This window comes from Spirosoma flavum, from assembly GCF_042686045.1.
GTDB lineage: Bacteria > Bacteroidota > Bacteroidia > Cytophagales > Spirosomataceae > Spirosoma > Spirosoma flavum.
The window spans coordinates 506,626-528,588 of record NZ_JBHUOM010000023.1 but is presented as its reverse complement, the minus strand read 5'-3'; the positions used below and the strand labels follow the sequence as shown (position 1 = coordinate 528,588).

The window sequence follows — 21,963 nt, the reverse complement described above, 5'->3', positions numbered from 1 at the left end:
CCCACATCGACTTTGTTGTATCCTTTAATCGTCTATTATCGACTACAGCAGGTTAACTCTGTGGGATGACATAGCTAAATACTAAACGTACATAAACTCCCTCGCATATGCACCGAATACTAATCGGTTTGTTTATTCTGCTCTCCCTAGTTAGTCTGACCAGTCCAGAGCCAGCAGCATTACGATTCAAGCGTTATTTTGTGGCTGCTGAAAGTTATGAATCGGTGGGTGTGTTCGACGTGGATAATAACGACACACTCGACCTTGTATCAGGTGATTTCTGGTACGAAGGCCCGCGTTTCCGGCATCGGCATTTGATTGGAAATGAACCTCGGAAAGAACAATACTACGACGATTTTTCGACCATTCCGCTTGATGTTAATGCTGATGGACGGATGGATTTTATAACCGGTGGCTGGTTTGACCAAACGCTCCGGTGGGTCGAAAATCCAGGCCCCGGTAAAGACAATACGCCTTGGGCGCTGCATGAAATTGGTAAGGTGGGCAATGTTGAAACGACTCGCGCCTGGGATGTAGATGGAGACGGTACCATTGACATTGTGCCGAACAATCCGAACCATCCGCTCAAATATATCAAATTGGTTAGTCCGGGTGTATTTAAGACAATTACTGTAACCCCAACGCAGGGCCACGGTCTGGGCTTTGGCGATGTTAATGGCGATGGTCGGGGTGATCTTATTGTTAGTGATGGCTGGCTCGAAGCTCCGCTGGATCGTACTGCCGGACCCTGGACATTGCATAAAGAATTTGCCCTTGGTACGGCCAGCGTGCCCATCATCGTCGCCGATGTTAACGGTGATAAGCGTAACGACCTCATTGTAGGGCAGGGGCATGGTTACGGTCTGCACTGGTACGAACAGACCCGCGATGCGGCTGGGCTACGTGGTTGGACCAAGCATCTGATTGATGACAAAAACTCGCAGTACCACTGCCTGGAGTGGCTGGATATTACGGGTGATGGTCGCCCTGAACTCGTAACGGGTAAACGCTTTCGAGCTCACAACGACAACGATCCCGGCTCCGACGACCCTGTCGGCCTGTATTATTTCACATGGGACGCGCCGAAAAAACAGTTTGTAAAACATGATATTGCTTACGGGCAATCGGGCATTGGCAAAGGAACGGGCATCTACTTTGCTATTGCTGATTTGCACAAAACTGGCCGCAAGGACATAATCGTGGCTGGGAAAGACGGCTTGGTTGTATTTTTTAATGAGGGAGGATCGAAAAAATAATTGTTGTTAGTCTATATGCGTAGTCGTTTTTAATGTATTTTTATCTTTCGTATTTTTTCTCTTTCCGTAACAAACTGTTTTATGCAGCGTGCTCAATTAAAAGAATTTTACGGCTATGGACTCATACTGGCTGTATTAACGACCGTTCAGGTGTATTCTATTTATATCGCGACGACAACCGATTTATCACTGACTTGGAAACATTATGTAGGCTTTGGTGCTACGGCAATGGCTGGTGTTTTATGGGCCTTTCGCAAACCTCAATATCTATTCTATGCCCTTGGTTTGACACTTATACTAGGCTATGAAAATCTCCTCGGTTTTACGCCTACGCTCGATTTCACAGCTACTCAGTATTACATCAACAACATGGCCTTCCCAATCTCGTATCAGGATTTTTCCATGTATATGCTGCTTATCTGGGCCTTCGTAGCCCACGGGCGACTGCGAACCCTTTTTCAATCACTATTCTTTAGAATGAGTAATTAATATTAACAATCACAGAAAGACGAAGGCCACAGAAACGTTTCTGTGGCCTTCGTCTTTCTGTGATTGTTAAATGCTATCTGTGGTTACAGGTACATTAACTACTAGGTCGTTAGGGACCAGCCTTCGCGGTACTCGCGTTTAACGAATTGATTCGCTTCGTCGAGGTTGGTAATTTTCATGTTTTTACCGTCCCATAGTAGCTTCTTGCGGCCTGGATAACTGAAGCCTTTTCCGTTGGCGGTGGCCTGACGGAGTGTATAGCTACGAATGGCTAAATTACCCATCAGAACAGACTCCGTAAGCGGACCAGCGAAATCGAACGACGACGTAAGTGCCTTGTGCTCTTTGCTATTGAAACCGGCTTTACAGGCTTCCGTCCAAAACACCTGGTGCCCGTTCTCTGGCAAAGGCTTGACACCATCGGCTAGCTTTGGTTTCGGATCGCCTACTATTTTCTGTCCATCTTTCGTATAGAGTTTTGGGTCTTCACCATACATGCCGCAGATCAGTAAACCTTTATCGCCGTGTATGAGTACACCATTTTCGCCATTTTCAGGCATAGGTTCACCTGCTGGCAGCATATCCGGACGGAATGGACGAAGACCGCCATCTTCCCAGATCATTTTTACTACCGACTTATTTTTTGCCGTTGCCGGGAATTTTATTTCCACGTGCGACGACGGAGGGCAACCTTCTGGAATATATTCGGGTGTCCAGTCTTTCAGGAATACCTGACCAATACTGGTTTCCACCTCTGTTGGGTAGCCAAGTCCGAGTACCCGGAATGGTGTATCCATAATGTGGCAGCCGATGTCGCCGAGCGCACCTGCGCCAAAATTCCACCAGCCACGCCACTTGAACGGGTGATAAGCGGGCGTGTAACCAACTTTTTGAGCTGGTCCGAGCCAAAGGTCCCAATCCAGATCGACGGGTGTTTCGGAGGCTGGCTGTGGTACCGGAATGCCCTGCGGCCAAACGGGACGGTTGGTCCAGAGGTTAACGGTATGTACCGTTCCAAGTAACCCTTTATCGAACCACTCCACCATTTGTTTCTGCTGTGGGTTCGACGAGCCCTGGTTGCCCATCTGCGTAACGACTTTGTATTTGCGGGCCGCTTCGGTTAGCATCCGGGCCTCGTAGATATTATGCGTCAGGGGCTTCTGTACATATACGTGCTTGCCCCGTTGCATGGCCGCCATCGCTACGACCGCGTGGGTATGGTCGGCGGTTGACACCGTTACAGCATCAATGTTTTTGCCCTCTTTATCCAACATCTCCCGGAAGTCCTTGTAGCGTTTCGCATTGGGGTGCTTCGTGAAGTTTTCTTTAACGCGGGGAAGGCCCCAATCTACATCGCAGAGAGCTACAATGTTATTGGCACCGTTGTTATACGAATTGTTTGTATCGCTGAAACCTTTGCCGCCGAAACCAACACCCGCAATGTTGAGTTTATCGCTGGGCGCAATAAAGCCTTTGCCACCCAGCACATGGCGAGGTACAATCAGGAAGCTGGTAGCCGCCAATACCCCGGTCTGGAGAAACTGACGACGTGAGGGAGTGCCCGAACTACTCTGATCGGGCGTTGAGTTGTCTGACTGATTCATGAGAAAACAAATGGGGTTTTAACTTATAAGGGAATATCTAAAGAAATTTACCCGAAAAGTTCGTTACGTTTTTGATGATACGTCAATTTTAGCGGTTGCTATTAATTTATTAGTAAATAGGTAACGAACCGGATTCAAATAAAGTCGAAAACATCCGTCCAAACTCAGTCTGCCAGGGTGCCGTTATTGTAATCACTTCTGATGTAATGGGATGCGTAAACGAAATACGTTGAGCGTGTAGAAGCATCGTGTTCATCTCAAAATGGTCCTTGAATAGTTTGTTTTGCTTGTTGCAGCCGTGGGGCCGGTCACCGATGATGGGGTGAAGAATGTGGGCCATGTGTTTGCGCAACTGATGCATTCGTCCGGTGGTGGGCGTCAACTCTACTAGTGAATAGCGGGAAGTTGCGTGGTTGCCAAATGGTAGCGGAATCTCTGTACGCTGAAGTGTTTTTACGTGCGTAAACGCTTCCTGTTCTACACCCGGTCGGGATGCCGCATCACCGCCGTTGCGGTGATCCCGTCGAAGTGGGTAGTCGATGTCCTGTTCGTCATTGGTATAACCCCGCACAATGGCCAAGTATGTTTTGTTTATCAACCCTTCGGCAAACTGCTGCTGCATAATAGAGTTCATGGATTCGGATAGCGCAAACAACAGCACCCCGCCCGTTTTACGGTCCAGCCGATGTACGGGATACACCCGCTGGCCCAACTGGTCGCGGAGAAGCTGAACGGCAAATTCGCTGGCGTCACTCGCTATATGCGACCGGTGAACCAACAAGCCGTGTGGTTTATTTATGGCGACTAAATCAGAACGCTGATACAGTAGAGAAAGCGGTTGGGATGTATTTATCAGTTGACTCATTGCTTGCAAATAGCACAAAAAATAAACACCGTTGTGCATCAGTGATCTTAACGTGGTTAGCCAAAACAAAGTACTACATGCACCGCACTTCACTACCCGTTGTCGCTATTTACAGCTTCCTGATGAGTGGATTTCTGTTCCTGTTCGAAGTGAAATCCACGCTTGCCCAAGCGCAGCAGACTGGATTGCTTAAGCTTGACATACGAGATGGCTTAACAGGAAAATTGACGCCTGTGCGTGTAAGACTGACTCGGGCAGGAAAATCAATAATTGAAACACCCAATCAAACGGTGGCGGTTTCGTATGGGTTATGGGACCATGCCGATGGATTTGCTTTCCAGCCCGATAGCTCATTCTATGTATCAGGTCAGATTAAGCTTCAGTTGCCGCCGGGTACTTATCAACTCACTTTGATGAAAGGCAATGAATACATTAACCAGTATCACACACTAAAGATCAAGCCGGGTAAAGTTTTCCAGAAAACGTACACGATGACGCGCTGGATAAACATGGTCGCACGTGGTTGGTATTCCGCTGATGACCATATCCATATCCGGCGTTCACCGCGCGAAAACCAACCGTTAATGGATTGGATTCAGGCCGAAGATATTAATGTAGGCGTTCTGCTCAAGATGGGGGATTTCTGGGAAACCTATTATCCTCAGTATGCTTTCGGCGTAAAGGGAAATTATCGGCAGGGTAATTATTTGTTAACGTCCGGTCAGGAAGACCCACGCACGCCCGAATTGGGCCATGCACTGAGTTTCGGCGCGACGGGTGCTGTGCGGTATGGGAAAAATTATTACTACTACGACAATGTATTCGATGAACTGCACAAACGCGGTGGGCTTACCGGATATGCGCATCAGGCCGAATCGTTTCATGGATACCGGGGGCTAACCCTCGATGGCCTGCGTGGTAAGGTTGACATGCTGGAGCTACTTCAATATTGCGTATCGTCCCATCCGTTGCATACCGAATACTATTATCACCTGCTGGATTTGGGCTTTCCGCTCACGGCTACGGCTGGTTCAGATTTCCCCTGGTGCGGGCACGACCATGATCATGGACCTCCCGAACAGTCGGCCCGGATCGGCAATGCCCGCTTTTATACGAATCTCGATAAACCGTTCAGTTATGAAAGCTGGAAGGCAGGTGTAGCCGCTGGTCATACGTTTGTAACCAGCGGCCCTATTCTTGATTTACGGGTGAATAAGACATTACCCGGCGACCGGATTGCGTTGAAGAAAGGGGATAAACTAACCATCAAAGCCGAAGCGCATGGGCACCCGCTACAGACCCCGCTTGATGTTCTGGAAATAGTTGCACATGGTCGGGTGCTGGGTCGTGTAACGAAGAATGATCCGGGGCAATCGTCGGGGCATTTGACAATTGAGATAGAGCTGCCGTCTGTGGTGCATGGCCTCTGGATTGCGGCCCGATGCTACGGCGATTCCATGCAGGCAGCACACACAACGCCCGTATATGTAACCGTTGATGAGGGCGGGTTTTATAATCCTGAAACTGTCGAAACGTATCTAAATCAAAGCACCAGCTACCTTCTGGAATTAGAAAAAGAACTGGATATGCACCAGGATAATCCAGAATTTCGAGCTTGGTACTACAAAAAGGGGCTCAAAACGCGTATCGACGAAACCCGGCAGGTGATTAGTGAGTTGAGAAGTAAGTTAAAGAACCACTAAACAGGGATAGACAAGCGGTTAAGTAATTCGCATTTACGTTATTTAAGGCGTATTTCATCGGCTCAGCCAAACCGACGGCTATATACATTGCAAGAACTGCCGGTTGAGAAATAGAGAGACCAGAGCGAAATAGTCTCTTAATCTGAGTCAACTTCTCTCATCCATTTACTGCTTTTCTGAATATGCCCACTGTAGAAATTATCCCGGACGGTCGAGGTGGGAAAATCGCGTATCGCAGCAAGCGCACCTCATTTACGCTTGAGTTTGAGTATACTTATCAACCTGAAACGTGCTATATGATAATTTTTCCACCCAGTCCCAAACAGTGGACAGCCATAACCGGATTGGCTGAATCGAAACAAAATTCCACAATCTCATTCATCGCCAAGCAGATTATTCAACAGGTAGCACCCGGCTATACGTATGTTGAGTACCGCGATTTTATTGAAATTGTGAAAGAAGGATAAAGTATAGACGCATGGATTTCTTTTTTTCTTAACACAAAGTAGGGTCGGTGATAGTGAAATTTTTTGTTGCTTTGCCCACTTTCCCTTCTGATTTTCTCAACCATGCATCCAATTGAATTAGTGGTTTTTGACATGGCCGGTACAACCGTAACTGACCACCACGAGGTAGAGCGGTGTTTTGCTGAAGCAGCCGCCGAAACGGGTCTATTTGTTACAAGTGAACGGATTCTGGCCATGCAAGGTCTTGCCAAACGGTACGTGTTTGAAACGCTCTGGAAAGAACAATTAGGTGAACATAATCCCGATATTCAGCCACTAGTCGATGTTTCGTATGCGACGTTCCGGCGAATTCTGGAAAATCATTACCTCACGCAGGGGGCAACACCCACCGAAGGGTGCCTGGATACGTTTGCTTATCTGCACGAGCGTGGCATTGCTATTGCTCTGACAACGGGTTTTTATCGGGTTGTAACCGACATTATTCTGGAAAAACTCGGCTGGCTCAGTGGGCTCGATGGTCGGCGGGTGGGTATGTCTGATAGTTTGCTTCAGGTATCGATTGCCAGTGACGAGGTAGAACGCGGGCGGCCTTATCCGCAGATGATTGAGCGGGCAATGAACTTGCTTGGTGTAACAAACCCGAAAGCTGTTATAAATATTGGCGATACACCTTCCGATCTGCTGTCGGGTCGGGCAGCAGGGGTTGCGCTGAATTTGGGCCTGACGAACGGTACGCACTCACGCGAGCAGCTGGAATCGTCCCCACATGATTTATTACTTGATTCACTTCAGGAGTTACCCGCTCTTCTGAAAAATCACGAATTGTCTCTTAGTTGACAACTCATTCGCTATCAAAACTTCATGACTTTTGCCTTAATAAGGCTACTGCTTTAAGCGAAAACCCTGTTATAGCAATCGAGGATTATTCTGTAAAATGACTTCTTCTTACGATCTGATTATTATTGGTGCAGGCGCACTTGGCACCTTCCATGCGTACCATGCCGCTAAAGCCGGACGGCGCGTGCTGCTACTTGAAAAAGACCGCTATCCGGTTGGGGCAACTGTCCGAAATTTTGGGCAGGTCGTACCGTCAGGACTGGCGGGGCGGTGGTTCGAGTATGGTCGCCGGAGTTTGAAAATATACCAGACCATTCAGCAGGAAACCGATTTGACCGTGCGGACAAACGGCACCATTTATATTGCGTCGGATGCCGATGAATGGACACTGGCCAACGAACTTCACGACCGCTACCAACGCATTGGCTACACTAGCGAATTGCTCACTAAAGCGCAATGTCTGGCCAAGTATCCATCATTGAAACCCGATTATGTAGTAGGCGGCATCTTCTTTCCGCAGGAGATGAGCGTTGAGCCGGAGCAGATGGTTCACCGCCTGATTGCCTTCGCTCAGCAGAAATACGGCGTCGATTATCGGCCCGGCTCTGTAGTGGTCGATGCCCGGTCGGACGCCAGCGGAGCTATTGTGACCCTGAGTAATCGGCAGCAGTTTCAGGCTGGGCGGGTATTGATTTGTAGTGGACATGAAGTCCGGTTGCTATTTCCCGACGTACTGGCCGACGCTGGTTTGGTTGTCAGTAAGCTACAAATGTTACTGGCAGAGCCAGTTGCTGGCTTAAGTTTGCCAGGAAATATACTGACGGGCCTAACGATTCGTCGCTATGAAGCCTTTCAGGAGTGCCCGTCATACGCCAATCTGACAACTCAATTGCCTGATCACTTGGCCGAACTCAAGAAATGGGGTATCCATATTCTGTTTAAGCAGGCCATAGACGGTTCCATTATTATCGGCGATTCGCATGAGTACGCCGAGGCCACACAGGCTGAAGACCTTGGCTACCACACTCAGGATTTTATCAATGACCTGATGTTGGCCGAAGCCCGGCGCATTGTTACGTTTCCGTTAACGATTAAAAAAACGTGGGCTGGATTTTACAGCCAAACAAAAGACGAAATTTTTGAACACGATGTAGACGAAACAATTCGCATCGTAACAGGTATAGGCGGCAAAGGCATGAGTTCGGGGGCGGGTTATGCCGAAGAGAGCATCCGGCAGTGGCTGTGATTGGTTGGATAATTGGGTGGTTGCCTGTTCAATGGTTTTGTATTTCTGTATGTCTATCGGCTTTGTTACGCGTACATTAATTTTCAATTAATCTGCTCACAAAGCCTTAACAGATTGCCAACATTGACTTAATAATGGCAGTGTACTTTTGCGGGAAATTACCTAAGTAGGAATTAACCTGTAGAACGTATGAAGCCTTGTTTACCTCTTTTATGGCCACAACAGCCGTTTCGAGCTGTCATTGTGGCGTTTTTGTTTTGTCTGCTGTCGGGCTTGTCCGCCCTCGCACAAACGATCACTGGTCGGATTGTTTCCAGTGATGATAATCAGCCATTGCCCGGTGTGTCAATCATCGTGAAAGGGTCAAACACCGGCACAACCAGCCGCGCCGATGGGAGTTATTCGCTCAACGCCCAGTCTGGAAACACGCTGACTTTCTCTTTCATTGGCTACGAAACGCAGGATATTACGGTGGGTAACCGCAGTGTAATTGATCTTACGATGGCGGCCACTGCGAAAGCGCTGAACGAAGTCGTTGTAACGGCCCTAGGTATCAAGAAAGACGTTCGGCAAACGGGCGTAGCTATCCAAACCGTTGATGGGTCGCAGTTGCTCAAAGCCCGCGAACCAAACCCGATCAACTCGCTTGCGGGTAAAGTAGCTGGTTTGACCATTGGCGCATCAGCCGAATTACTGGGTCGTCCGTCTGTTACGTTGCGGGGTAATCAGGATGTTTTGTTCGTTGTGGATGGTATTCCTATTACGTCCGACACCTGGAACATCAGCGCCGACGACATTGACACGTACACCGTGTTGAAAGGCGCGTCGGCCTCGGCCTTATACGGGTTTCGGGGAAAAAACGGAGCCATTCTGATTACGACCAAACGCGGCACGAAAGATAAACGCGGTTTCTCGGTAGAGGTAAATACCAGCCAGATGGCCGATCAGGGATTCATTGCTATTCCCAAAGTGCAGGATCAATACGGCCCCGGCGACCACGGCGTGTATGCTTTTGGCGACGGTAAAGGAAACGGTAAGAACGATGGTGATTACGACATTTGGGGACCTGCTCTGAATGGCCAACTGATACCGCAGTATGACAGTCCGGTAGTGCCGGGCCAGACGTTTACCACGACTTTCCCAAAAGCAGACGGTAATAACGTTGTGTACACCAGCGACCGGCAACCAACCCCTTTTTTGCCACGTGGTAAAGACAACCTAAGCCGCTTCATACAAACAGGTATTCTGTCGAACAACAATATTGCAGTGGCGGCATCGGGCGAGAAATATGACATGCGGTTTTCGCTTTCGCACAATTTCCAGCAAGGTCTGGTGCCGAACACGAAACTGAACGTCACCAACTTCAACGTGACGGGTGGCTATAATTTTTCGCCCAAGTTGCGCTTTGAGTCGAGTCTGAACTACAATCGCCAATACACGCCCAACTTTCCGGATGTGAACTACGGTCCCAACTCGCTCATTTACAATATTATTGCCTGGGGCGGTGCCGACTGGAATATCGACGATATGAAGCAAATCTGGCAACCCGGCAAAGAAGGTACACAGCAGATTTATGCCGAATATCAACGGTATAATAACCCCTGGTTTCTGGCAAAATACTGGCTGCGGGGCCATTATAACAGTAATATTTATGGGTACACGTCACTGCGCTACCAAATCGCCGATGGGTTACAACTGACAGCCAAGACCCAGTTAACAACCTATAATCTTCTCCGTACAGAAAAATTGCCGTATTCGGCAACGACCTATGGTCGTGAGGAAGCCAGGGGCGATTATCGCGAAGACCGTCGGAATATGTTCGACAATATCAATCAGGTGTTGCTTCAGTATAATCGAAAAGTCTCACCCAATCTGACCATCAATGCTTTAGCGGGTGGTGAAGCGCGGATCTTCAATTACAATTCCAACTACGCCAGTACGAACTACCTGAACGTGCCGGGTGTGTATAACTTCGCCAACTCATCTAATCCGGTTATCGCTTCCAATTTCCAATCGGATATGCGCGTCTTGTCGGCCTATTATTCGGCTGATTTTACCTTCCGCGATTATGCCACACTGACCACTACGGGCCGCGTAGACAAACTCTCGACCTTGCCGAAAGGTAACAATGCCTATTTCTATCCGTCGGTGGCGTTAAGCACAGTCATTTCGGATTACGTCACTATACCCTCAAATCTGGGTATTTCGTTTCTGAAACTGCGAGCCTCGTATGCGAACGTAAAAGATGGCCTGACTCAATCGACCATTGGGTCAACGCCGGGAGCTGCGTTCCCACTTGGCTACGGGGTTGATTATAATTCGTCCTACGGCGGACCAACCTATCAAAACTCGGCTGTTTACACGCTACCGTTATTATATAATAACAAACCGTCTGCCTACTACGCCAATACGCTGAACAACCCGAACCTGAAGCCAAATTCGACCTCACAAAGCGAGGTTGGGCTGGATATTCGCTTTCTAAATAATCGGATAGCGATCGATGCTGCTTATTATGTCAGCAACGATGGTCCGCGCATTTTCACGCTGCCATCGTCGGAAGCAACGGGCTACACAGGGCGATTAGTCAACGGAATCAGCACTCAGAAAAAGGGGGGCGAAATCTCGCTGACGGGCAAAGCGGTTCGCACCGCGCGGGGCTTCAACTGGGACGTTGTGGCCAACTACTCGACCTATACCGAGCGGCTCAAAGAAGTTTATCCCGCTGGCGGCATCAACACGCTGGCATCGAACTATTTTGTGGGCGGTAGCAGCAGTTCTCGCTACATTAACATCGGTGACCGAACGGACGGCTATTTTGCCGGAGCCTTTGTGCGGACTCCTGATGGACAATTGGTAAACGACGCTGGTGGACGCCCCATTGCCAATCCTGTATCGCAGTTTCTGGGCTACGTAAACCCTAAATTCGTTTGGGGAATTAATAACCGATTCAGTTACAAAAATATCAATTTCAGTTTCCAGTTCGACGGTCGGGTAGGGGGTGTCATCATGGATTACGTCGAGCAGAAAACCTTCCAGGGTGGACGTAATATCGCAACGGTGGAAGGGGCTTTAGGAATAGCCCGCCAGAATGACGTAAAAGGTATTACGTCGTACGTAGGTGATGGCGTAGCCATTGCCAGCGGAACAATCAACTACGATGTTAATGGTAATGTCACCAATTATAGTGAATTGAAATTTACACCCAACACGACTAAAACCTACGCTCAGGACTATATCGCCCGTGTGTATGGTCAGGCCGAAGCATCGCTTATCAGCCGGAGTTTTGCCAAACTGCGCGAGGTAATAATTGGCTATACGCTGCCCCCAACAATGTTGAGTCGTTTGGGCGTAAAGCAGGCCAGTGTGTCACTGGTTGGTCGTAACCTGCTCTACTTTGCCGCACGTAAAGACATCGATCTCGATCAATTCGTGACCGGTGGTGCTTCATCGCTGCAAACACCGACTACACGCCGGTACGGTATCAATTTAAACCTGACATTTTAACTGAACACAATGGTGCGGGCGTCTCGTTCGCACCATCATACTATATCATTTATGAAACTCAATAAACTTTTTATACTCTCTCTTACGGCTCTTGGTCTGACGCTGTCGGGCTGCGAAAAGCCATTCGATGAACTTGAACAAGACCCGAACCGGCCAACCAGCGCACCTGCTTCGCTGGTATTCAACGGGGTATTAAACGACATGTATAGTGTGGCTGGGGGCGGTGCCTGGAACGATTCGCAACGATACAATCAGTTCTATGCCAGCAATTATAACTACTACGCTACCAACGATTATGCCTGGACCTCAACGGGCCTATCCTACACAACACTGAAAAACGTGGTGAAAATGGAGCAGGAAGCTAAAAAGGCCGGTCTGCCCGATGTGAACGCCTATTCAGCTTTAGGGAAGTTTTTTCGGGCGTTCTTTTTCGAGAACATGACCAAGCGTTTAGGCGATATTCCGTTGACGGATGCCTTGCAGGGATTAGATAACCAAACGCCCAAATACAACACCCAAAAAGAGGTTTATGTACAAGTTCTCACATGGCTCGACGCTTCCAATGCTGACCTGACTGCGCTCATTGCCAAAAGTGATAATAACCTGACGGGCGATATTTATCTCGGTAATAGTCTGGCAAAGTGGCAGAAAGTTGTGAACACGTTTAAACTGCGGGTGCTGATAAGTTTAAGTAAAAAAGAAGCCGATACGGATTTGAACGTGAAAGCGCGTTTCGCCGATGTCCTTTCTAATCCGACTAAATATCCGGTGATGGCTTCGATGGACGATAACCTGCAATATGTGTACAATAGCACCTTCAACAAGTATGCCCGCAACCCGGATAATTTCGGTCAGAATGCCACCCGGGAGAACATGGCCGCTACGTATCTTGGTACACTGACGAGCCTGAAAGATCCCCGCACATTCGTTGTGGCCGAACCTGCCGGTGCTCAGATAAAAGCTGGTGCTAAGCCAACCGACTTTGCCGCGTTTGTAGGCGCATCGTCTGGCGAAGATTTGGCCCTTATGTCGTCGGAGGCCAATCAGGGAGTATATTCGTTTCAGAATCGCAAACATTATTATAGCACCTACACCGCCGAGCCATACATTATAGTCGGTTATCCTGAGTTGCAGTTTACCATTGCCGAAGGCATCAACCGGGGCTGGTCGACAGGCAGTGCTGAAGATTATTACAAAAAAGGCATTCAGGCATCGTGGAGTCTTTACGGGCTGACGGAGGGCGCTAATACCGTTTACTTCTCGGCTGACGGTGGCTATAAAGTGTTCAACACCTACACCGTGAACGTCAGTTTTGCGGATTATTATGCGCAGCCAACCGTAAAATACGCGGGTAGTACCGCCGAAGGGCAGAAGCAGATTCTGACGCAGAAGTACCTGGCGTTTGCGCAGAATTCGGGTATGGAGGCTTTCTACAATCAACGTCGGACGGGGACGCCAACGTTTTTATTGGGTCCCGGAACGGGTAACAGTCAGCGGATTCCGGTGCGGTGGCAGTATCCGTCAACGGAGCGGTCATACAATACGACCAACAACACAGCCGCTATCGCGAGCCAATTTGGTGGCAGCGACGACATTAATGCCGCCATGTGGTTGCTAAAGTAATTCACTAATTTCAGGCCGGTACAATTTTATTAATTGTACCGGCCCTTTGGTAATATATGCGACTACTCTGCTTATGGTTTAGCGTTTTAATGGGTGGTTCGGCTCTGGCTCAACCCGCTCAAAATTTGATTTTAGTGACGCTCGATGGCGTTCGTTGGCAAGAGGTTTTTAACGGAGCCGACTCAACGCTGCTTTTCGACCCAGCATACAGTCGCGATACGGCCAGTGCCCGTAAGCAGTTTTGGGCCGCTACAACAACCGAACGCCGAAAAAGAATTATGCCCTTTCTGTGGAATATGATTGGGCAGCAGGGGCAACTCTACGGCAATCGGCAACAGGGCAACCGAGTCAACGTGTCGAATCCGCACTGGTTCAGCTACCCTGGTTATAATGAAATTCTTAGTGGTTATGCCGATGACCGAATTAAGTCGAACGATAAAATCGACAATCCAAATACAACGGTGTTGGAGTTTTTGAATCAGCAACCGGGCTTGGCCGGGAAAGTCGCCGTATTTTCGTCATGGGATGTTATTGAAGCCGCTGTTAATGAGCACCGTAGCGGCATTCCGGCTAATTCGGCGAATGAACCTACTCGACCCGTTACGTCTGCCGATTCGGTGTTGAGTGACATGACCACCTTATACCCACGGGATTTTGGCGATGGTGTGCGGGCTGATTTTCTGACGTATTTTTCGGCCCGCCAGTACGTAAAGCAAAAACAGCCTCGTATCTTGTTTCTGTCGTTTGATGAAACCGACGAACTGGCTCATGCCGGGCGTTACTACGATCATCTTCGAATGGTGAAGTCAATTGATAGTTACCTAGCCGATTTGTGGCAACTAGTTCAAAAAATGCCCCAGTATGCTGGCAAAACGGCGATCTTAGTCACTACCGATCATGGCCGGGGGCACACGCCCAAAGCCCGCTGGAAAGATCACGGCACAAAAACCGCCGACTCTTACCAGATATGGATAGCTGCTATGGGACCGGGTATTCGGGCAACAGGTGAGCAGGCCGGTGGGCCAGTGCTGTTCCAGAACCAGATAGCGGCAACGCTCGCACGGTTGCTGGGATTCGATTTTAAAAGTGATCATCCAGTTGGTGCGCCGATTGATACCATCATCGACGCTACCCGCTGACTAGTTTGTTTTATCACGTTTAGCCCTTATTCAAGTAATGAACCGCAGAAACCTTCTCAAATCAGCCGCCTTACTGCCCTTTTTGCCCGCTTCCGACGGCTTGATTACCCCGGCATCAGCCGTCCGAAAACGGTCTATTCGCTTTGCTTACCTGGGTGATACGCATATTACGCCAGATAGCAAGCCGATGGAAAGCGTTGCCAAATGTTTTCATCATGCGCAGAATCATGCCGACAAACCCGCTTTTATCCTGCATGGTGGCGATGTAATTATGGACGCGCTGGCGAAGGATCGTGATGATGTTCAGAAACAATGGGATGCCTGGAATGGAATTGTAAAAGCCAATAACTCACTGCCGATAGAATACTGTATTGGCAATCACGACATTTGGGGCTTTGAGAATGCCAAAAGTGAGCCGATGTATGGCAAAAAATGGGCCGTTGACCAGATGAAAATTAGCGGTCGGTACCGTAGTTTCGATAAAAATGGCTGGCATTTTATCATTCTCGATAGCGTACAGCCCAAGCCCGACGGTAAATGGTATACCGGCTATATTGACCCGGAGCAGATGGACTGGCTGAAAGCTGATTTAGCCAAAACTGGTTCAAAAACGCCCATTTTAGTGATGTCGCACATTCCGATCTTCAGCCCAACCGGATTTTTCAGTGAGACGAATGTTAAGGAAGGCAACTGGACAATTCCGGCAGCTCTGGTACTTTCCAATACGCCCGAGTTGATTAAACTTTTTTACCAGTATCCGAACGTGAAAGCGGCCCTGAGCGGCCATATGCATCTGCTCGACCGGGTTGATTATAACGGTGTTACGTACTTGTGCAATGGAGCCGTTAGTGGAAACTGGTGGAAAAGCGATGTTTACCAGCAAACGAAAGCCGGGTACGCGCTGATTGATTTATACGACGACGGAAGCATCGAACGGACGTATCTGTCCTATATGTAATACTGGGTATCAAGCCCACCTTTGGTTGGTTAATCAAAATTTACCCCCAGAAGCCCCTCCTGTGCTACAGATGACAACAAGTGCAATTGCCAAGCTTTTTGCTCAAAGCGGTGACGACGCTTATTTCGGTGAACCCATAACGCAACTCGAACATGCTCTCCAATGTGCCCAGTTAGCCGAGAACGCTGGGGCCGACCAGGATACGATTGTAGCAGCTTTTCTGCACGACATCGGTCATTTGCTCCCCCCCGAACTGGCTGGGGGCTACATGGATGGCTACGGAACCGTTGACCACGAGCGATTGGGAGCAGACTTCCTGCGTGAGCGGGGATTCTCGGAAAAAGTGGCGCAACTGATTGAAAACCATGTTAATGCAAAACGCTATTTGGTGTTTAAAAATCCCGGCTACTTTGCCCGATTGTCGGAGGCAAGCCTAAAAACACTGGAGTTTCAGGGTGGACCCATGACAGTTGGAGAAGCCACCGCCTTTGAGACTAACCCGTATTTTAAGGGCATTCTGCAACTTCGGGCGTGGGATGAGCAAGCGAAAATTCCCGGCTTGTTAACGCCAGATATAGCTTATTATCTGTCAATTGTGGAAAGAAACGCGGATCGAGTGGATTAAAACGCATTTCTATTAACACTGAAACATAATCTCATTTGACCTGCCTATTTTCTCTTTTCACGTCTTTGTCCGGTTGGCTACACGAGCAAATAGTTCAGCCGATTCGTATCCCTTAAGGCAGCAGGAAGAGAAGTAGTTTATGTTAGCTTTGCCAGAATGACAAAACCCATGCGCTCACCCGCCTTTCTCCGAAATCCGACCGCGTTCATGCTCTTTGGGGCAACGGCTGCATTTTGCACCTATGCCTGTATGTATGCTTTCCGCAAAGGCATTACGGCGGTCACGTTTGAAGGTATGGCGTTTGCCGGAATTAGTTATAAAATATGGCTTGTTACGGCCCAGGTGTTTGGGTATGCCATGTCTAAAGGTATTGGTATCAAAGTCGTTTCCGAGATGTCACCGAGTCGGCGAGCCATCAATATCTTGTTTTTTGTCGCCGTGGCTTTGTTGGCACTTCTTGGCTTTGCGCTCGTACCCGCTCCGTATAATATTATTTTTCTGTTTCTGAACGGACTGCCGCTTGGACTGATTTATGGGACCATGCTTGGCTTTCTGGAAGGGCGTCGGCAGACAGATGGGCTCGTCGCGGGTTTGACGGCCTCCTTTATTTTTGCATCGGGCTTTGTCAAAACGGTTGCGCTGACTATTCGGGCTGATTGGGGCGTGTCTGAATTCTGGTTACCCTTCGTGACGGGTAGTTTATTTGTGCTGCCGATGCTCGTGTCGCTTTATGCGCTAACGCTGCTGCCCCCGCCTACCGATGAAGACCGCGCCCTCCGTACCGAACGCAAGCCGATGGACGGAGCCGAACGTCGGGCCTTTGTGCGAAACTTCAGACCGGGTCTGGTTTTGCTCATCGCTTCTTACGTGTTATTATCCGCTTTCCGGGACTTCCGCGATAATTTTGGTCCCGAAATTCTGAAAGATGCGGGTGTTCAGAACCCCGGCATTTTTGCCAAAACTGAAACGCTGGTAGCCCTCGGTATTCTTATTGTCATGGCATTGCTTCAACGCGTAACCGATAATTTCCGGGCCTTCGCTCTGCTTAATGGTCTGATGCTGGCGGGTGGAACACTGGTGGGGGTAAGTACATACGCCTATTCAAACGGTATGATTTCGCCCGGTAACTGGTTTCTGCTAACGGGCTTAGGGTTATATATGGCCTATGTACCCTGCAACGGCCTCTATTTTGAGCGACTAATTGCTTCGTTCCGGTACGTGAGTACAGTGGGATTTATTGTAACACTGGCCGACTGGTACGGCTATCTGGGGAGTGTGGCCGTATTGATCTACAAGAATTTCGGGCACGCTGATATTAGCTACCGGGAGTTTTTTATGGGTGGAGCCTATATATTGTCGGTAGTTTATGGCGTACTGGTGATCGCGTCGTTTATCTATTTTAGAAAACGGTTTCAGGTACAGCGTGTAGTCCAAAGACAGGAAAGCCTAGCTTGATAGTGCACAAGTGCTGGTTATCTCCGATCATTATTACGGGTTAAATAAGACTACCCTAGTACCCAATTAAGGGCCATCACTCCGCCTAAACCAGACACCGAAACCAGCGTTTCCATCACCGACCACGTTTTAAGTGTATCGGCCATTGAGAGTTGAAAATATTCCCGAAACAGCCAGAAACCCGTGTCGTTAACGTGAGAAAACATCATGCTGCCAGCTCCAATACTTAATACCATCAAATTGGGTTCTACACCCGAAGCTGTTAGTAACGGAGCCACAAATCCGGCGGTGGTTATTCCCGAAACCGTTGATGAACCCACGCATACGCGAATAAGGGCCGCCATACCCCAAGCCAGCACGTAGGGGTGCAGGGAAGAATTATGCATCAAATCGGCAACGGCCTGGTTCACTCCGCCATCCGTTAGTACTTGCTTCAGCGCACCCGCGCCACCAAAGATCAGCAACAGCATAGCAACATCTTTAACCGAATCGGCCAGCAGAGCGGTAACAGTCGGCATAGATTTTCCCAGTCGAAGACCCAGCGTGATCGTTGCCACCATAACTGCACAGAACATGCTCACAACGGGTTCACCTATGAAGAGTAGGATTTGCTGACTAACCGAACCAGCGGGCAGTAAGGGGCCAAATAGGGTGCTGAAGCCAATTAGCAGAATCGGTAGTAAAACGGTCAGGAAGCTCACCGTTGCCGATGGCATTTGGTCGTCTGGTAAGTCGGGGGCAATGAATGCGGGGTTGGGTAATGTGGTATAGCGTTTCAAGGTAGACCCAAATAACGCACCCGATATGAGAATGGCTGGAATTGAAACGATGATACCGTAAAAGAGTGTCAAGCCCATATCGGCATTGAATTGTTTCAGAATCGCTAATGGGGCCGGGTGGGGTGGCAGATAACCTTGCGTGACCGATAACGACGCCAGCATGGGCAGTCCAATGTAGAGTGCGGGCAACTTATATCGGTAGGCAACCGTAATGACCAACGGGGTCAGCAACATAAATCCCACGGAATAAAAGAGCGGTAAACCAACAATGAAACCTGTTACCAAAAAGGCCCATCGAGCGTTTTTAGTGCCAACCAACGTCATGATGTTGACGGCAATTCGCTGAGCCGCACCACTTTGGGCTACTAACTTGCCCAACATCGCACCCAGAGCAATGATAGCGGTAATGGACCCCAGCGTACCACCAATGCCTTTCTGAATAGCCTCTAAAACTGCTAATGGTTGCAGTCCCAGAGCCAGACCAACGCCTACTGAAACGGCTAGAAAAGCCAAAAAAGCGTGCAGACGGACGAAGGAAATAAGCCCAATGAGGACCAGAATGCCGAGGAACGTACTAGTTAAGGGCATGAACAAAGAGTAGATAGCTATCTGGCAAAGGCGGACTTAGAACGGGCCTACCGTGTCTGACAATGCGTCGGCCTCAGTACTCACTCCTGGCTCAATAAATCCCGACGGTTATTGCATTGGGGGAAGTAACCGACAAGTTTCAGAACCTGTCACCACAAACTTCAGTTTGTCGCCTTTTTATTTGCCCAGCCAGTCTTTAAATTCCGTCATCCGGTCGCCACTAACAAAGACCTCCTGGCGTGATTTGGGCGTCATGTCGAGTTTGAGTTTACCTGCCGAAAATGTATGTATGGTTTGGATAGCGGGCAGCGATACCAGAAACTGACGACTAATTCGGAAAAACTGCCGGGGATTCAGTAGTTGTGTAAGTTTGTCTAAGCTATAATCAACAGGTAGTACCAGACCTTCTTTCGTAACCAAAAAGACGACTTTTTCTTCCAGATAAAAATAGGCAATATCGCCGGTTTCAATGCTGCGGATTTTAGTGCCGACCGTAATCATGAACCGTTCTTTGTAGTCGGTCTGGTTCGATTTGCCAATCAGGTTCAGGAGCGTTTCAATATCATGGGAGGTTGAGGCAGGTTGCCCAAATTGTTTTTTCAACGATTTGAATTTTTCGATAGCCGCCACTAACTCATCATAATTTATGGGTTTGAGCAGGTAATCAATACTATTGACCTTGAACGCCTGAATCATGTATTCATCATACGCCGTTGTGAAAATAACTGGCGTGGTGAGTTGTGTTTGCTCGAAAATACGGAACCCCAGATCGTCTTCGAGGTGGATATCCATAAATACCAAATCAACAGCAGGACGGGCTGATTCATCAAACCACGCTACTGCTTCGGATACTGACGGAATTCGAGCCAGCACTGTGATGGCCGGGTCATATTTATGAAGTAAACTTTCGAGCCGTTTAGCAGTCAGGTTTTCGTCTTCGATGATGACTACGTTCATATTTTGACAGAATAGTAAATGTGCAGATAAGTTACCGGAGCGGAGTAAATAAGCAATTGGGTTCGCCTAAGCAACTGGCTCCGCTCCAGCAGCACATAGGCGATCTTTACGTGAGTAATGGAATTTTTATGACAAAATTACCTTCAGTCTCGCCAACCCAAACGGGTCGGTCGGTGAGCAGCCCATAACGGGTAATTATGTTTTGTAGGCCCATGCCCGTTGATGTTTCTGACTGCGGCCGGAGTTGTAGATTGTTCTTGACAATTAAGCAATCCTCATCAATCTGAATATGAACTTTCAAGGGTTCTTTCACCGACATTCGATTATGCTTTACTGCATTTTCCACTAACAACTGCAGGGTTAACGGAGCAATGCTATATCGCGTCTGATCGGCTTCGGGCACATTAATAACCACGTCAAATTTGTTCTCGAAGCGGATATTAAGTAAAAATCGATACGCCTGAATAAACTCAAGTTCGGTTTTGAGCAGTACCCGTTCATTGTCTTTCTGTTCCAGAATATAGCGGTATGCCCGCGATAACTGGTCTATAAATTTTTCGGACAACTCAGCATCGGCATGTACCAATGATGATAATATGCTGAGACTATTGAACAGAAAATGCGGGTTTACCTGGCTTTTGAGTGCTGCAAACTGGGCCTGAACATTCTCTTTCTCTAACCGTTCGGCCCGCACCTGCACGACCTCCAATTCCCGGTAAGCCCGGCGGTTGGCTGCCAGATAAAAGGCCGACAGCATAGCCATAACGGTTAATCCGTTATTCACCCGTCGGCGCTGATCACCCCGTTTGCGCCGTTCTTCCAGAATGGCGGGCGTCATGGCAGGGCGTTGCGGATGGACTTCCTGTTCTCGATTAATGCCAAAGCGGTGCTCTATTGCGGTATCTAAACCACGCCAGATCATAAAAAACGCAAAATTAAACACCAGCGCCAGGGCACTGGCAATTACCAAGGTTGCTAACTGGGCCGGTATTCTGAATTCAATCAGAAATCCTTCGCCGAAGATGTTAAAAAGTCGTTGTTGAAGCCATTCCGTTACAGTGAGCCAGGCATAGAAAAATAGAACGGTCAGAATCGTTTCCAGTATCCAGAAGGGCACATTTCGGACCATTAATAACCAACCCAGCGACGATATATTGACATATAAACGAATGGGCCAATAAATAACGAACACGCTAAGGGCAAGTTGCCACTTTTGCGAAGTCGTCAGGCGGTAAGTCATGGTACGTAGGGTTTACAAACAAAAATACTTATTCTTAGTTTGGAGCAAAAAAGAAACCGGCGGAATGCCGGTTTCGGGAATCTGAATGACGCAATTAGGTTTATGAACGAAAGGCTACTAACTTCTGAGCGGGCTGGTCGTCAATCACAAATGTTTTGACAACTACGTCACTGCCAATGGCAACGGCCAATTGATAAGTACCCGCGCTAAGTTCGTTAATGTTAAATGTTTGCAACAGTCCGTTACGGAGACTGACGTTGGAATTATATAAGACATGGCCTTCGGTGTCGCGAAGGGTAACCGTAGCGGTGTTATTCTCCTGGCCAACAACAAGTTTGATCCTCTGATCACTGGTGATGGAAAGAGACGTTTCGGGTGTTTTATGGTCAACTGTTCGAGCGAATGATGCGGTTCCGGCTACCAATCCCAGCATCAGAATGAATACATTTTTCATGGCTTATTTAGTTTTTATTTCGTTTGACTGGAACAAAGGTGTATCCTTGACAACGCATCCTAAATTAAACCTTGCCGAATGCCATTTTTTGCAGTATGAGTCTGGTTTTCAAGGGGATGAGTGTGTATACTCTAGCTAGTACACATATGGCTCAAAATCAACTGCTTACATTTG

Annotated in this window: 18 protein-coding genes; 12 read left to right on the top strand and 6 right to left on the bottom strand. The window is 48.4% G+C overall.

Translation table 11 applies throughout. The features are described 5' to 3' along the window. Nucleotides 1–107: 107 nt before the first annotated feature. A complete protein-coding gene (locus ACFS25_RS22935) occupies nucleotides 108–1,256 on the top strand; it encodes an FG-GAP repeat domain-containing protein (protein ID WP_381505655.1) in 1,149 nt (382 codons plus the stop codon). An 81-nt stretch (nucleotides 1,257–1,337) separates the two neighbouring features. Further along, a complete protein-coding gene (locus tag ACFS25_RS22930) occupies nucleotides 1,338–1,745 on the top strand; it encodes a hypothetical protein (protein ID WP_381505653.1) in 408 nt (135 codons plus the stop codon). 101 nt (nucleotides 1,746–1,846) lie between these two features. On the opposite strand, the gene ACFS25_RS22925 is transcribed toward ACFS25_RS22930, so the two are convergent. Both ACFS25_RS22925 and ACFS25_RS22920 read right to left on the bottom strand, forming a co-directional pair. After that, nucleotides 1,847–3,349 (bottom strand): Gfo/Idh/MocA family protein, encoded by a 1,503-nt coding sequence (locus tag ACFS25_RS22925; protein ID WP_381505651.1) that lies wholly within the window; start codon nucleotides 3,347–3,349, stop codon nucleotides 1,847–1,849. A gap of 109 nt (nucleotides 3,350–3,458) precedes the next feature. Beyond that, a complete protein-coding gene (locus ACFS25_RS22920) occupies nucleotides 3,459–4,214 on the bottom strand; it encodes a pseudouridine synthase (protein WP_381505649.1) in 756 nt (251 codons plus the stop codon). A 77-nt stretch (nucleotides 4,215–4,291) separates the two neighbouring features. On the opposite strand from ACFS25_RS22920, the gene ACFS25_RS22915 reads away from it, so the two are divergent. The 10 genes from ACFS25_RS22915 (at nucleotide 4,292) to ACFS25_RS22870 (ending at nucleotide 17,771) form a co-directional block, all read left to right on the top strand. Continuing rightward, the gene (locus ACFS25_RS22915) at nucleotides 4,292–5,917 is read left to right on the top strand and encodes a CehA/McbA family metallohydrolase (RefSeq protein WP_381505646.1); all 1,626 of its coding nucleotides are present in this window, start codon (nucleotides 4,292–4,294) and stop codon (nucleotides 5,915–5,917) included. A gap of 182 nt (nucleotides 5,918–6,099) precedes the next feature. Continuing rightward, entirely contained in the window at nucleotides 6,100–6,384 is a 285-nt protein-coding gene (locus ACFS25_RS22910) for a hypothetical protein (protein ID WP_381505644.1), read from the top strand. Nucleotides 6,385–6,486: 102 nt separating this feature from the next. Then, nucleotides 6,487–7,221, top strand: coding sequence for an HAD family hydrolase (locus ACFS25_RS22905; protein ID WP_381505642.1), 735 nt, complete (start codon nucleotides 6,487–6,489; stop codon nucleotides 7,219–7,221). A 97-nt stretch (nucleotides 7,222–7,318) separates the two neighbouring features. Beyond that, nucleotides 7,319–8,467 carry a TIGR03364 family FAD-dependent oxidoreductase gene (locus ACFS25_RS22900; RefSeq protein WP_381505640.1) on the top strand — a complete coding sequence of 383 codons (1,149 nt, stop codon included), beginning with the start codon at nucleotides 7,319–7,321 and terminating at the stop codon, nucleotides 8,465–8,467. A 189-nt stretch (nucleotides 8,468–8,656) separates the two neighbouring features. Beyond that, nucleotides 8,657–11,971: a SusC/RagA family TonB-linked outer membrane protein gene (locus tag ACFS25_RS22895; RefSeq protein WP_381505638.1), complete on the top strand. Its 3,315-nt coding sequence runs from the start codon at nucleotides 8,657–8,659 to the stop codon at nucleotides 11,969–11,971. A 51-nt stretch (nucleotides 11,972–12,022) separates the two neighbouring features. Then, nucleotides 12,023–13,594 carry a SusD/RagB family nutrient-binding outer membrane lipoprotein gene (locus ACFS25_RS22890; protein ID WP_381505636.1) on the top strand — a complete coding sequence of 524 codons (1,572 nt, stop codon included), beginning with the start codon at nucleotides 12,023–12,025 and terminating at the stop codon, nucleotides 13,592–13,594. A gap of 56 nt (nucleotides 13,595–13,650) precedes the next feature. Continuing rightward, entirely contained in the window at nucleotides 13,651–14,733 is a 1,083-nt protein-coding gene (locus ACFS25_RS22885; RefSeq protein ID WP_381505634.1) for an alkaline phosphatase family protein, read from the top strand. Between the two features lie 37 nt (nucleotides 14,734–14,770). After that, a complete protein-coding gene (locus tag ACFS25_RS22880; RefSeq protein WP_381505632.1) occupies nucleotides 14,771–15,691 on the top strand; it encodes a metallophosphoesterase family protein in 921 nt (306 codons plus the stop codon). A 70-nt stretch (nucleotides 15,692–15,761) separates the two neighbouring features. Continuing rightward, complete coding sequence (locus ACFS25_RS22875; RefSeq protein ID WP_381505630.1) at nucleotides 15,762–16,316, top strand: HD domain-containing protein; 555 nt, start codon at nucleotides 15,762–15,764, stop codon at nucleotides 16,314–16,316. A 168-nt stretch (nucleotides 16,317–16,484) separates the two neighbouring features. Continuing rightward, nucleotides 16,485–17,771, top strand: coding sequence for a DUF5690 family protein (locus ACFS25_RS22870; RefSeq protein WP_381507059.1), 1,287 nt, complete (start codon nucleotides 16,485–16,487; stop codon nucleotides 17,769–17,771). Nucleotides 17,772–17,821: 50 nt separating this feature from the next. On the opposite strand, the gene ACFS25_RS22865 is transcribed toward ACFS25_RS22870, so the two are convergent. The 4 genes from ACFS25_RS22865 to ACFS25_RS22850 all read right to left on the bottom strand — a co-directional run bounded on the left by ACFS25_RS22865 (nucleotide 17,822) and on the right by ACFS25_RS22850 (nucleotide 21,789). Further along, nucleotides 17,822–19,138 (bottom strand): gluconate:H+ symporter, encoded by a 1,317-nt coding sequence (locus tag ACFS25_RS22865; RefSeq protein WP_381505628.1) that lies wholly within the window; start codon nucleotides 19,136–19,138, stop codon nucleotides 17,822–17,824. Between the two features lie 177 nt (nucleotides 19,139–19,315). After that, nucleotides 19,316–20,095 (bottom strand): LytR/AlgR family response regulator transcription factor, encoded by a 780-nt coding sequence (locus tag ACFS25_RS22860; protein ID WP_381505625.1) that lies wholly within the window; start codon nucleotides 20,093–20,095, stop codon nucleotides 19,316–19,318. Nucleotides 20,096–20,201: 106 nt separating this feature from the next. Next, entirely contained in the window at nucleotides 20,202–21,335 is a 1,134-nt protein-coding gene (locus tag ACFS25_RS22855; RefSeq protein ID WP_381505623.1) for a sensor histidine kinase, read from the bottom strand. Nucleotides 21,336–21,435: 100 nt separating this feature from the next. Next, on the bottom strand, nucleotides 21,436–21,789 hold the full coding sequence (locus ACFS25_RS22850) for a DUF3244 domain-containing protein (protein WP_381505621.1): 354 nt from the start codon (nucleotides 21,787–21,789) through the stop codon (nucleotides 21,436–21,438). Nucleotides 21,790–21,963 lie beyond the last annotated feature (174 nt).